16 protein-coding genes and 1 pseudogene are annotated in these 12,619 nt (G+C 42.1%); 5 read left to right on the top strand and 12 right to left on the bottom strand.

The window, feature by feature from the left end; all coding sequences use genetic code 11:
• Positions 1–125 precede the first annotated feature (125 nt).
• Positions 126–1,295: an MFS transporter gene (locus tag AR337_RS03600; protein ID WP_059170627.1), complete on the top strand. Its 1,170-nt coding sequence runs from the start codon at positions 126–128 to the stop codon at positions 1,293–1,295.
• Positions 1,296–1,400: 105 nt separating this feature from the next.
• On the opposite strand, the gene AR337_RS03595 is transcribed toward AR337_RS03600, so the two are convergent.
• A complete protein-coding gene (locus AR337_RS03595; protein ID WP_253701460.1) occupies positions 1,401–1,799 on the bottom strand; it encodes a VOC family protein in 399 nt (132 codons plus the stop codon).
• Between the two features lie 247 nt (positions 1,800–2,046).
• Here AR337_RS03595 and AR337_RS03590 point away from each other — a divergent pair, with 247 nt between their 5' ends.
• Complete coding sequence (locus tag AR337_RS03590; RefSeq protein ID WP_059170625.1) at positions 2,047–2,382, top strand: hypothetical protein; 336 nt, start codon at positions 2,047–2,049, stop codon at positions 2,380–2,382.
• A gap of 117 nt (positions 2,383–2,499) precedes the next feature.
• Positions 2,500–2,835, top strand: coding sequence for a hypothetical protein (locus AR337_RS23035; RefSeq protein WP_156424297.1), 336 nt, complete (start codon positions 2,500–2,502; stop codon positions 2,833–2,835).
• 396 nt (positions 2,836–3,231) lie between these two features.
• On the opposite strand, the gene AR337_RS03575 is transcribed toward AR337_RS23035, so the two are convergent.
• The 5 genes and pseudogenes from AR337_RS03575 to AR337_RS23695 all read right to left on the bottom strand — a co-directional run.
• On the bottom strand, positions 3,232–4,185 hold the full coding sequence (locus AR337_RS03575) for a hypothetical protein (protein ID WP_059170622.1): 954 nt from the start codon (positions 4,183–4,185) through the stop codon (positions 3,232–3,234).
• Positions 4,175–4,720, bottom strand: coding sequence for a sigma-70 family RNA polymerase sigma factor (locus AR337_RS03570; protein ID WP_059170842.1), 546 nt, complete (start codon positions 4,718–4,720; stop codon positions 4,175–4,177). Before AR337_RS03570 ends, AR337_RS03575 begins: the two co-directional genes overlap by 11 nt.
• A gap of 160 nt (positions 4,721–4,880) precedes the next feature.
• The gene (locus AR337_RS24000; protein WP_367576243.1) at positions 4,881–5,186 is read right to left on the bottom strand and encodes a hypothetical protein; all 306 of its coding nucleotides are present in this window, start codon (positions 5,184–5,186) and stop codon (positions 4,881–4,883) included.
• Positions 5,183–5,935: a mechanosensitive ion channel family protein gene (locus tag AR337_RS23995; RefSeq protein WP_367576242.1), complete on the bottom strand. Its 753-nt coding sequence runs from the start codon at positions 5,933–5,935 to the stop codon at positions 5,183–5,185. Before AR337_RS23995 ends, AR337_RS24000 begins: the two co-directional genes overlap by 4 nt.
• A gap of 118 nt (positions 5,936–6,053) precedes the next feature.
• Positions 6,054–6,175, bottom strand: a pseudogene (locus AR337_RS23695) (glutathione-dependent formaldehyde dehydrogenase); the annotation flags it as partial.
• On the opposite strand from AR337_RS23695, the gene AR337_RS23435 reads away from it, so the two are divergent.
• The gene (locus AR337_RS23435; protein WP_059170621.1) at positions 6,147–6,341 is read left to right on the top strand and encodes a hypothetical protein; all 195 of its coding nucleotides are present in this window, start codon (positions 6,147–6,149) and stop codon (positions 6,339–6,341) included. The pseudogene AR337_RS23695 and the gene AR337_RS23435 sit on opposite strands and share 29 nt — an antisense overlap.
• A 39-nt stretch (positions 6,342–6,380) precedes the next feature.
• Here the strand turns inward: AR337_RS23435 and AR337_RS03555 are convergent, their stop codons facing one another.
• A complete protein-coding gene (locus tag AR337_RS03555; RefSeq protein WP_059170620.1) occupies positions 6,381–7,028 on the bottom strand; it encodes a phosphatase PAP2 family protein in 648 nt (215 codons plus the stop codon).
• Between the two features lie 182 nt (positions 7,029–7,210).
• A complete protein-coding gene (locus AR337_RS03550; RefSeq protein ID WP_059170619.1) occupies positions 7,211–7,609 on the bottom strand; it encodes a hypothetical protein in 399 nt (132 codons plus the stop codon).
• A 225-nt stretch (positions 7,610–7,834) separates the two neighbouring features.
• On the opposite strand from AR337_RS03550, the gene AR337_RS03545 reads away from it, so the two are divergent.
• On the top strand, positions 7,835–8,692 hold the full coding sequence (locus tag AR337_RS03545; protein WP_059170618.1) for a DegV family protein: 858 nt from the start codon (positions 7,835–7,837) through the stop codon (positions 8,690–8,692).
• 87 nt (positions 8,693–8,779) lie between these two features.
• Here the strand turns inward: AR337_RS03545 and AR337_RS03540 are convergent, their stop codons facing one another.
• The 4 genes from AR337_RS03540 to hisC are packed head-to-tail and all read right to left on the bottom strand — an operon-like array spanning position 8,780 to position 12,594.
• Positions 8,780–9,931, bottom strand: coding sequence for a homogentisate 1,2-dioxygenase (locus tag AR337_RS03540; protein WP_059170617.1), 1,152 nt, complete (start codon positions 9,929–9,931; stop codon positions 8,780–8,782).
• Between the two features lie 4 nt (positions 9,932–9,935).
• Positions 9,936–10,862, bottom strand: a complete 927-nt coding sequence (locus AR337_RS03535; RefSeq protein ID WP_059170616.1) for a fumarylacetoacetate hydrolase family protein — start codon at positions 10,860–10,862, stop codon at positions 9,936–9,938.
• Positions 10,859–11,488 carry a flavin reductase family protein gene (locus AR337_RS03530; protein ID WP_059170615.1) on the bottom strand — a complete coding sequence of 210 codons (630 nt, stop codon included), beginning with the start codon at positions 11,486–11,488 and terminating at the stop codon, positions 10,859–10,861. The genes AR337_RS03535 and AR337_RS03530 overlap by 4 nt, the downstream gene beginning before the upstream one ends.
• Complete coding sequence (gene hisC, locus AR337_RS03525) at positions 11,464–12,594, bottom strand: histidinol-phosphate transaminase (RefSeq protein ID WP_059170614.1); 1,131 nt, start codon at positions 12,592–12,594, stop codon at positions 11,464–11,466. Before hisC ends, AR337_RS03530 begins: the two co-directional genes overlap by 25 nt.
• Positions 12,595–12,619: the final 25 nt, after the last annotated feature.

Raw genomic sequence — 12,619 nt, 5'->3', positions numbered from 1 at the left:
TCTTCCCTATACGGGCTGAAAACCTTAAAGTTGACATTTTCCCTATAAAATATAAGATTATCTTATCCCATTGAATGGATTTTGACATGGTAGTTAGAGTTGGAATTGGTCTAGGAGTGAACACGATGGTTGAAACAAAAAAGGCATTGCCGATATTATTTCTTGTCATGTTTCTAGTAATGGTGGGTTTTGGGATCATCATCCCGGTAATGCCCTTCTATGCGGAAAAGCTCGGTGCCAGCCCGGCGGAGCTTGGCCTACTAATGGCCGTCTATTCTGTTATGCAGCTCATTTTCGCCCCTGTTTGGGGAAGGATTTCAGACAAAATAGGAAGAAAGCCAGTCATGCTCGCAGGGATTACCGGACTCGCGATCTCCTTTTTTCTTATGGCGTTTGCCGGATCACTATGGATGCTTTTCGCTGCAAGGATTATCGGCGGCCTCTTGTCCGCGGCTAATATGCCGACTGTCATGGCTTATGTTGCCGATATAACAACTCCTGAAAACAGGAGCAAAGGTATGGGAGTCATTGGTGCTGCTGTAGGTCTGGGATTTGTATTTGGACCGGCCATTGGGGGGGTATTTTCCCAGAACAGCCTTAGTCTTCCGTTTGTACTTGCAGGCAGTTCTTCCATAGTAACATTGATACTTGTAGCACTATTACTTAAGGAATCATCGACGAAGGAAAGCAGGAAAGCGAATAAGGAACAAAAAGCTCCCTTCCATGTCGCGTTACGCGGCACATCAGGTATTCTATTCTTCTTGCAATTTTTCATTTCTTTATCTCTTGCTGGGCTAGAAGCGACCTTCGCCTATTTTGCGGCCAAAAGGGCGGGACTGGATTCAACGAGCCTGGGGTATATTTTTATGATCATGGGTCTGGCTGGCGCTTTTGTGCAAGGCGGCCTAATTGGAAAGCTTACCAAAAAGTTCGGTGAAGGAAAGGTCATCCAGGGAGGTATCATTGTTTCCGCAATCGGTTTTTCCCTCATACTCTTCATAAATAGTTTTGCCACCGCCGCAATTTTCTTGACGATTTTTGGGATTGGGAACGGGGTTATCAGGCCAAGTGTTTCATCGATTTTAACCAAAACAGTAAAAACCGGTCATGGAAATGTTACCGGACTCCTTTCATCCTTTGATTCACTTGGAAGGATTGTAGGCCCGCCGCTAGGAGGCCTGTTATTTTCAGTCGCCGCCGGCCTTCCATACATTTCTGGCGCAATTCTATCGTTGGTCGCTCTTGGCCTTTACCGTGTTTATCATGGGCGGATTAAGCATGTCTCCCTTTCATAAATTAGCAATGCTACAACCGTAACAACAACCCAAGATGCTCAGAACCTAAATAAATGGTCTGAGCATTTTTTCTTATACTTTATTTTAGGTCATCACCTGTTCGTTTCAGCCTTGTGGGATTTTAGTATAATCCATATACAACGCGTTCCATCGGTGGCCGTCTGGATCTGCAAAACCAAAGCCGTACATCCAGCCGTCCTTTTCACCCGGCTTGCTGAACACAGTGCCGCCTGCATGTTCCGCTTTTAAGGCAAGCGCATCAACATCTTCCCTGGAATTCGCCCCCAGAGAGAATAACACTTCAGTGCCCTGCCATGCATACCCAACCGGATTGCCGACAAAACCGCTGAACGTGGATTCCGGGAAAATCATCAAAACAACCTCATTCTCCCCGACGATTAAGCTAAATGAACCGTCTTGACTCGTATATCGCTCATTTAATCGAAAACCGAGCTGCGTATAAAACGCCTTAGCACGTTCTGGCTCTCGCACTGGAAGGTTCAACCATATTTCTCTCGACATATCTAACCCCCTCTTTATAAGAGATACAGTAATCACCCATCTTTATATAAATTCAATGCTATTAATAATCTTTCCTTCTTGGCTAAAAATAAAATCCGTTTCGCAAACTTAGTATATTGTCAACTTGTTTAAAGCGCAGAAATTGATGGCCTTCCGCTTATTTTTTAAGGGATAAATCATCACCAAATGCATATATTGGTACAACCCTAAATTGATCGAGGTGTATGAAATGGATAAAGTGAATCGTTTCCATATTTTATGTTTGGGAATTCTAATTGCATCGGCCGCCTATCTTGACTCGCCTTTTTCAATAATGAATAATGCCTATTATTATGAAACAGATGGGCCGCTCCAAGCCCCCGTATTTACCCAACCAGTATCCCGCAATTTGGTTGAATATGAAATGGAACTTGTCGGAAAACGGAAAAGCAATGGTTATATCATTGAAACTTACAAAGAATATGAAGTTAGGAAGGATATGAATGGAAAGGTTGTTGAACGGATTCCGGGAACGAGGATTGAAGAGATTAGATACCGTGACTACTCATTCAGGCAGGCGCCATGATTTCCCCTCATCTGGATAGCTTCAAGTCAATCTTGCTGCAAGGTTTTCTTAATAAAAAATATATTCTTGAACAGGATTATACTGGTATAATTAACATGTTAGAAGATAAAGGAGGTAATGGACAAAATGAGATTGATCGCCTATTTCAGCTTATTGGCGGCCGCATTAATTTGCTCACTTATTCACGTAGTTATGAGGTCTAAAGCGGAAGCATCGCCAGGAAAAATTGTGCTTGAAACATTCTTCTTGAGCTTCGCAATTATTGGCGCTTCAAGCCTTTGGTGGATTTTGACAGCCCCAAGTGAAATGAGCCGGGCATTCGGCGTATTAGGAAACGGTGTTTTTCTAGGTGGGACTACTCTGGCATGCATGCACCTTGCCTTCTATTTTAATCGTCATAGGGAACTTAGCCCAAAAGCCAAGAACAGCCATGAACGTCATAGTTCTAGTTAAACTTCCTTCCTTTTCAAATCTGGATGCAAGGTATGAGTAGTATGCTGCCGGCACCAGCTGGAATATGTAGATTCCCATAGTGCTTTCTATTTGGGAAGAGCGGTTTCCCTAAGCTATTCGGTATAGTTGCTGGCAAAAGGTGATTCTATGATAAAATCCCAAGCTGCAGACGCTTTCCGAAGCCGCGCAACTTTACAAAGCCTCTTCAAATTCTTCCATTTCCTACTCCTCTTAAGAAACTATATTAATATAAAAAACCGGCAAGATTGCACTCACGGGTTCCGTTTTGGGATAGAAATTTGCTCATAAAATAACACCATAAACCAACATCAAATTTAGCATTAAAATCGCATGTAAAAAACGCTCACAAAATTGAGCGTTTTAATACAAATTTTATTACTGAAGTTGACTCCATATTGTTGAAAACACGTCATCATCCATTTTGAAATATGCACCCATATATCCGTAATAGATATAATTCTCTTTAAGAAGAGTCAGACTAACTTTAGTTCCATCATTTAACTGAATGGTTAACTCCTTGAATTCTTCGTTGTTTCGAGAATTGCTAATTGGGTCTGAATTTCCTTCACGAGGGAAAGGTTTTGTTTTATTGAGTTCTTCAACAAAATCATTTAATGCTTTCATATCCGCAATAATGTAAAAATTATCAACGTTATTATCCCAATCGCTGAATGTCCTATATTTTGCAGTGGTTGCGTTCCCTACCATTTTTAACTTACCAAATACATCATTACCACTATTTATCGTTATTCCATTAAGGTTCTCATAAAACTCAGCGTAAGGCTTTCCATCCCACTCTCCATAAGTCATTATTCTAAAATCACGATCGTAACCTTCGACAGAATAAACATCTACTATTCCTATTGTTGACGCAAATTCTTCATCATAGGCCTCTTGCTTGCTCCATTCATCAATATTCCCTTTCGTAGTTCCAAGTTTCTCTCCAACAATAGATTTTGCATTTTCCGCATCTATTTCTGTCCTTGTTTGAGTATAAATCTTTCCGTTGTAAACAATTAAACCGATCATATCAGCTTTCACATTTTCTTTAGGTAATTGAATGGCAGGGATTTTAACTCCACCATCCTCCATAACAACGGGTGTATTTTGACTGTTAACAGTATTATTTGGAGCAAAATCGTACTTAATTAATGTGAATAAATAAATAGATACAAGTAAAGCAACAGCAATAGCAATTCCTTTTGCATTATATCTTTTCCTATTATTTTGTGATTCATTTTTTGCTTGAGAAATTCCCATTTTACTTCTTTCACTCAACTCTTTAGGTATTTCAATTTTATTCATTTCTTGCTTAATCTTATTGCCCATATACACCATCCCCTTTCAATTCTTTTCGGAGCTTATTTAAAGCCCTGTATAAAACTGTCTTTGCAGTACCCAAAGGTATATCAAGGGATTCTGAAACCTCTTTAATAGTCAAATCTTCATAAAATCTTAAAATGATAACACTTTTCTCATCTGCGTTTAATCGTTCGATTAGGTCTTGAACTGTCATTTCCAAATCAATATCTTCATTAACATCTACAAATATGAATTTCTCATATTCCGGCTTCATTTGAACTACATTTTTTTGCTTTCGAAGTAAATCAATAGCACAACTAATGGAAATTCTTATCAACCAGGTTTTAAAGTATGTAGGTTCTTTAAGATTTTTAATTGCTTTAAAAGAACGAAATGCTGTCTCTTGAACAACATCAAGAGCATCACTTTTATTTTTTACATATACAAATGCTGTTCTATAAATGTCTTGTTCATATTGCTGGAATAATTTTAAAAATGCTTTCTCATTTCCTTTTTGTGCTTTCTTAATTAAATTTAACAACCGAGCCACCTCCTTCAACATTCTTTCATCTATTAGACGGACAATACAATCATTTGGCTTTAAACTTTTCCATTTTTTCATAAAAAAAACATCCTGTCTATTCAACAGGATGACTTACCTTATATAAAGTATATCGTTTATTTAAAACCCCTTTCTGTAATTCGTGGATTTACCAACAAAATTAGTTTTTCTTCTCGGCCTCAGTGACAATCGCAGGCATTTTTATTTCATGCTTGTTAAAGAGGCGTGCAATTGAATGGCGCAATTCACTTTCAACCTTTTCTTTTATTTCAAAATTGGTAACTGGCAACTCGACAAAGAATTCCATTGCATTATTCCTGAAATCGATAAAACGGATTTCCATCTTAGGAGACTGCAGAATTCCTTCGCACTCTTCCTTTATTTGATCAACAGCTTCTTCAAGGAGGCGATGCACCATTTTAGAATCTGCTCCATAACTCACACTAACTTTAACTTCCGCTCTCATTTCGGCACCTGTACGGTTTTTAATATTTGTTCGATAAAATATTGATTTGGAATGATTAATGTTCCTTCCTTCGCAGTCCGGACAAGAGTTGACCTAAGGCTTATTTTCTCTACACTGCCAACTTTTCCATTAACCTCAATGATTTCTCCTACTTCAATTGGCCGTTCAAACAGAATGATAATCCCCGAGACAAAGTTACCCGCAACGTTACGCATGCCAAACCCGATTCCAATTCCGAGTACTCCGAAAATGGCACCAAGAGCTGTCAGATTAAGTCCAACAATCGTGAAGCTAAAAGCAAGTGCGGAAATCATCACCGTATAATAAATAATTTGATTGATCGTATAGCCAAGGCCCTTGTCAACATTGTAATGCTCATACACATTTGTAAGTACATATTTTGTGAGAAGTTTAATGATCCTGCTGGCCAGTGTCACAATAATAAACGCGACAATGATGAGGAAAAATGTGACCTTTACTCCATCCTTTGAATAAAGGGGGCTAAAAAGCCATTTCGTTTTTGAAAAACGGAACAAAAATAAGAGAATGATGCCGTAAAAGGTAATCCAATTCAACAGTGAACTGGCAGCAGGCAGGAAACGCTTTTTCAGTTCCGGTTTATTCAATGCAACCAGCCTGGCCAAACCTTTTAACAGCCAACTCCCGCCTAAAATAAATGCTGTATCGATTAAAAAAGTTACAGCGCGTTTAGCTGTTATTTCATTAAAAAAATTTAATAGTTCATCCATTGATCCCACCCGATTACATAAAAGGCGCCTTATAGTGGAATATACCTGTCGACACGCTTAAATAAACCTGGATCGGTGGCCATAAAAAAAGCGGCCTGAAAACCAGGCCGCTGTCCTCTTAATGTGGCTTTAAAACAACTTTAATGCAATTGTCGGTTTTGGTATCAAATACTTCGTAGCCTCTTTTTGCCTCATCGAGCGGGATATGTGCGTGACAACATCGCCTGGATCTACCTTGCCATCGGCCGCCCTTAAAGTCCAGCTTGCGGATGCAATAAAGACCCACACAGAGATTACATTGTATATGGTTGCAAAGGGCTATTATCATCTGGATGACCTTGGCAGGCAATTCGAGGTAGACCTTACTGCTGCTCAAACAGCTGAAGAGCTAGCTCAAAGACAATAAAAAAGAAAGGCTGCAGAATTGCTGCCTTCCTTACTTATTCTATTTATTTTTCACAAATACTGTATTTTGCTTTTCGGTAACCGGTACACTGTATAGCTCGAATAGGATGCCGTAGAGAAACGAAACTAGAAACATTGAAGCAATCATATCCGGTACCACATGCTGTTTAACAAATAGGGTCGAAATAATGATAAGCGAACCCGCAATATGGATAAACATTGTATTAAGTGGATGCTTGTTCCGAATATGGCGGGAACCCAGCATAACCGCAAACGTTGTCAGCACATGTATGCTAGGGAAACAATTATATGGCTGGTCATTTGCATAGATGAATCCAACCATTTGGATGAGTAGCCCATCTCCCTGGAGCTGCGGCCTAGGGACGACTGTCTGGAAAAAGAAATAAATCAAAAAACAAATGACTTCCCCAACCACAATCAAGATTAGCGTTTTTAAATATACTTTCGTATCCTTGAAACAGAAATAGACGAGATACATAAAAACATAAATATACCAAAAGATGTACGGAATTATGAAGATTGGCAAAAATGGAATAAGGCCATCGGCAGCAGTGGAAATATGGACTGCCTCTTGTGGATTGTTGTTTAAGAACTGGTAAACGATACCTAACAAGGGCATAACAAGCAAGAATAACAAATATGGAGTTTTCTTTAAATATGTGTTCATTGAAATTGCAAGGCTCCCCCCACGTTGATATTTATGCCTTTTTACCCTAAAAAGATGTAAATAATGCCACTTAATTATAACATATTTTATCCTCGAATGTTGTAATTTTCCACTTTTTAATAAGAAATGTTACCTTGAAACGTAGAAAAGCAGCACAACTGGCTGCTTTCCTTTAATCTGCTTTACCCCTCCAGCGATTGCCCTTCTTCAACAATATGGTAAAGCAGATGGGCCAAATGATGAATTGGACCATACGCCTCCTCTTCATCATCATCCGTTTCTTCATTGAATTCCAGGTCATTCAGATAAAGTGCCATGAATTCATAAAAATCCTTCATTGCGAATGAGTAACATGCGCTTGGATCCTCATTTTCCTCTTCATAGTGAAGGATAAGATGGGACACAGTGCCGTCCTTATCCTCGGCATCAAAAAATATAAAAAAACCGATGTTTGTATCCACTTCAAACAAATGGCGGGTACCGCCCACTGTCGCCCTTGTATAATCCTCTTCATTCAGTTTCTGAATTTGCATTGAGTCAACCTTATCCTCTTGATGGAAACTTACAACAAATGATTGCATCCCAAATATCCTCCTTTTTAACAAACTTGCTCCCGAATCAATATACCCTATATTCTCTCTTATTATCCACTTTAAAGACAACAACGTAATTTATGGCGGAACATAGGCTCTTCTCTATCAAAAATAGTATTCATAGAATAATATACTTATTACCTTATTATTGTTTAAATGGTAATATTATATTTAAGGTTAAAAAACTAAACCCGCAAAGGAAATCACTATAATATGAAAAAAAAGAAGCTTGCATGGGTAACAGATAGTACCGCTTTTTTGACAGAGGGTTTAAAGTCGAATCCGGATGTCTATGTCGTTCCACTTGAAATCATTTTTGGCAGCGAGGCATTTGAAGATGGAATAGGGCTTGATACTGAACAATTATACCAGCGCATTAATAATGAAAAGACAGTCCCAAAAACTTCACAGCCTTCACCCGGAAAGTTTGCGCAGCTTTTCGAGAAACTAAAAGAGGAATATGAAGGAGCAATTGCCGTCCACGTTTCGTCGAAGCTTAGCGGGACACTCTCCAGTTGCATAGCAGGAGCGAGGCTGGCAGGATTTCCTGTTGAGGCAATTGATTCTAAATCAATGTCCTACGCGATTACAGCGTTAATCGAAAAAGGAATTGAGCTTGACAGTTCCGGTTTGGGAGCGGCCGACATAGCGGCGGTTTTAGCCGAAGAGGCTAATAATTCGCAGAACTATATTCTGCTTGGAAGCCTTGAGCAATTTTTCAAAGGCGGCAGAATGTCCGGCACCCAATACTTGCTTGGGAGTATCTTGAAAATCAAACCAATTATCCGGATTAATGGAAACGGGGAGTTCGAGCTATTTGAAAAAGTCCGTTCCGAAAAGAAAGCCTCTGCCAGGCTTGTTGAGCTTTTCGGTGACGTATTTAATGAAAACAGGGTCGAGGAAGTTTGGATCATGCATGGGAATGTTCCCGAAAGAGCAAGAGAAATGGAAACACTGCTGAAAGCCGCCTATCCTGGCTTGAAAACATCGATTGGAGAAATCAGTTCGACAATCGCCGTCCATGCTGGTGAAGGAACCGTCGCGATCATTTGGCATAATGAGCAGCAATAAAAGGTTTAATTTTTTGAAAAATAAAGCTAAAGATAAAAAAGGAGGAATCGGCTGGATATGCCGGTCCTCCTTTTTGTGATTGTGAAATCATCCTCCTGTCCACGAATACATGTATGCCTTGTCTTCAATCTCCACTGCCGGCTTGAAAATCTTTAGCGGGCGGAATGTGTCGATCATCACGGCAAGCTCAAGCGTTTCTTTTTTGCCGATGCTTGCTTCCGTCTTGCCAGGATGCGGTCCGTGCGGGATTCCGCTTGGATGCAGGCTTATTGACCCTTCCTTTATCCCTTTCCGGCTCATGAAATTGCCTTCGACGTAATACAGCATTTCGTCGCTGTTGACGTTGCTGTGGAAGTATGGTGCCGGAATTGCTTCCGGATGGTAATCATAAAGCCTTGGAACGAATGAGCAGACAACGAAATTGTGCCCTTCGAAAGTCTGGTGGACGGGCGGCGGCTGATGAATCCGTCCGGTAATTGGTTCGAAATCCTCAATATTGAAAGCCCAAGGATACAAATATCCATCCCAGCCAACGACATCGAACGGATGATGGCCAAGGATATGCTGATGGATGTAGCCTATCGTTTTGGTCAGGACCTCAAATTCCCCTTTTTCCGAAAAGGTTTCCAGTTTCTCGGGTCCTCTTAAATCACGCTCGCAAAACGGGCTGTGTTCCAGCAACTGGCCGTATTCATTCCGGTAACGCCTAGGTGTCGTCAATTGTGAAAACGATTCAATGAACAGGATTTTTGTTTCCGAGTCTGGCGTAAGCCGGTAAATCGTGCCGATTGGAATGACCAGATAGTCCCCTTCCCGGTAGGAAAGTGATCCGAACATTGTTTCAAGCTTTCCTGTTCCGTGGTGGATAAACAGCATTTCATCACCGTCGCCATTGCGGTAATAGCTGTCCATCGCCTTATCCACGTTTGCCGTCCCAATTAGTAAATCGCTGTTCCCCATTAAATATTCCCTAGCGTCGAGGGCATTGCCGGCCCTTTTTATTTCCGGCGTATAAAAATGCCTGTGCCGAAGAGAACCTTGTTCTTCATATTCAGGAAGGAATGGAATGATTTTTTCCGCCCTGACAACCTCTGTCGGCATATGTTCATGGTAAAGGATCGACTGGGTACCTGAGAACCCTTTTGTACCCATTACTTGCTCCCTGTATAAAGAACCGTCTTCTTTTCTGAAAACAGTATGCCTTTTGGGTGGAATTCTCCCCATCTGCCGGTAAAACATTTGCTCACCCCTCTTCCCCAACAATCGTATTTTTCAAAACACCAAGCTTTTCTATTTCAAGTTCAACGACATCTCCTGGTTCAAGCCAGCGGTGGCACTCTTCCCCAAGCTCAAGAATGCACCCAGTGCCAACAGTGCCCGATCCAATCAATTCGCCTGGATAGAGGGTTGTTCCCGACGATGCCCGTTCAATCATCTCACCGAAGGAATAATAAATGTCCCTAACGTTTCCTCTGGATAAGGTCTCGCCATTTACTTTCGCGGTCATCGTAAGATTAAAGCCTTTCTCAGACCTTAACCCATCGAGTTCATCAGCTGTTAAGATCCACGGCCCTATCGAAGTCGCAAAATCCTTCCCCTTTGCCGGGCCAAGGCCAACCTTCATTTCCTTTTGCTGAAAATCGCGCGCGCTCCAGTCGTTAAGAATGCAGTAGCCGAAAATAATATCTTCCGCATCCTCCGCTTTGATGTTGCTGCCTTCCTTGCCAATAATGCAGGCGATTTCAAGCTCATAATCCAGTTTCATGCACCCGGGGGGCCTCTCAATTTCCGCTTCCGTTCCTCTGATTGCCAGGTGGTTCGAAAAATAGAAAACGGGAAACTCATACCATTCTTGTATCATATCCAGGCCCCTGTTCCTTCTTGCCGTTTTAACGTGCTGCTCGAAGGCATAAAAATCACGGAAGCTTTTTGGCAGCGGAAGCGGTGGCAGCAGCTTGACCGTGTCCAGTGGATAAACGCCAAATGATGACGTGCCTAGAACAAGAGATGCTGCTTTTTCAAGATGTGTTTCCGTGTCCAGCAGGAATTCCAGGATTGAAGCTGGCAGAGCCCCTCTTGAAGCTTCGTTCATATCGACAGCATATGTGCCATCCATAATCCACCCTGCGGCTGCCCTGCCATTTTCCTTTTGAAAAGTAATGAACTTCATTGCTGATCACCAGGCTTTGTTATCCTTTTAATTTCGAAAGTGGAAGCAAGCGGCCTTGTATAGAGATTCCCAGCCATCCGGCCGATTGGGAGCAGTTCTTCCGCAAGTACCCTGCCATTTTCAATCAAAGTGTCTTCTGCATGGATATGGATCACTTTTCCGATGACTAGGCTCCCAGAACCCGGCTGGTCCCCATAATGGTGGACCTCGTGCAGCTCGCATTCCAAATGGACCTTTGATTCCTTTATCCTCGGCGGCTTAACTTTCGCGGAAGGCATCCTCGAAAGCCCTGATACCTCGAACTCATCAACATCCGGTGGAAACTCCGTGGCGCATTGGTTCATTTGGCTCGCTATTCCTTCGCTGACTATATTGATGACAAATTGTCCAGTATCCTCTATATTCCTAAGTGTATCCTTCTTGGCCCCATCGCTCCCTCGCCTCATCGGCGAAAAGCAAACCAGCATCGGATCGGCGCTGACAACAGTAAAGAAACTGAAAGGAGCTGCATTTGCGATGCCATCCTTGCTTAAAGTAGAGACAAATGCGATCGGCCTTGGCAAAATCGAACCAATCAAAAGCTTGTATCCATCACGCCAGTTCATGTTTCCCGGAGTAAAGTCCATATTTTCATCACCCCTTCCGTCTGGAAAGACCGGATGGCCCCAAGGAATCGGTCGTTTTCTTCCCTCGTTCCAAGAGCGGCCCGAAACGCGCCTGGATATCCGGGTGCCGATATGGCTTTTACGAAAATTCCCTGCCCCGCTAAAGTTAACTCTATTAATCCACCGGGCTCATTTAAAGGGACAAATAGGAAGTTAGCTTCTGAAGGAAGGGATTGGTAGCCTATTTCCTCTAACCTCTTGGTTACATACTCACGCTCTAGTTTATTTTTTTCAGCTGATTCCGCAATAAAGCAAACATCTCCAAGCGAGGCAGCAGCCGCGGCCGCTCCCGCCCTATTTACGTTGAAAACGTCCCTGACTTTGGCCAAGTTTTCGGATATGCCGGGGCACATCATCCCATAACCGATCCGAAGACCTGCCAACCCGTGGATTTTTGAAAAAGTCCTCAAAATTACGACATTCCGGTGTTTTTCAAGAATTGACTTGGCATCATTCATTGCGCCAGGACGGACATATTCGACATATGCCTCATCAACCACGATAAGGACATTTTCTGGAACAGCCGAGATAAATTGCGCTAAGGCGTCCTTGTCAACAATTGTCCCGGTCGGGTTGTTTGGATTGCAGACAAATACCATTTTCGTCCGTGCCGAAACACTGGACAGCATACCATCAAGATCGTGAATTCCGTCAACAAGCGGCACTTCAACCGGTATCCCGCCTTCAATCAGAACATTCGTCTTGTAGCGTGGAAATGTACAGGATGCCATGACAGCCTCATCACCGCGGCTAATAAAAGCCCTTGTAATAAGGCGAATAACTTCATCAGAGCCATTGCCCACTGTGAAATAGCCTTCGGATAGCCCGTGGAAGCTACTTAGCGACTTATACAGCCTTGAATATGTCCCATCAGGGTAGCGGTTGATAGAATCAAGTTCTTTTTTCACGGCTTCAAGGGCAAACGGCGATGCCCCATATGGATTCTCGTTATCTCCCATTCTGATAATCCTGGGAAACCCCAGCTCCTCTTGTAAATTTTCTGGAGGAGGTCCCAGTGGGTAAGGGATGACTGAAGCCAGTTCATCCCTTGCTTTGATTGTTGCCATACCCATTCCCACTTTCGTGTTGTGT

The sequence above is a fragment of the Bacillus sp. FJAT-27445 genome (assembly GCF_001510665.1).
GTDB lineage: Bacteria > Bacillota > Bacilli > Bacillales > Cytobacillaceae > Bacillus_D.
The sequence above is the reverse complement of the archived record's forward strand: the minus strand, read 5'-3'. Positions and strand labels throughout refer to the sequence as shown.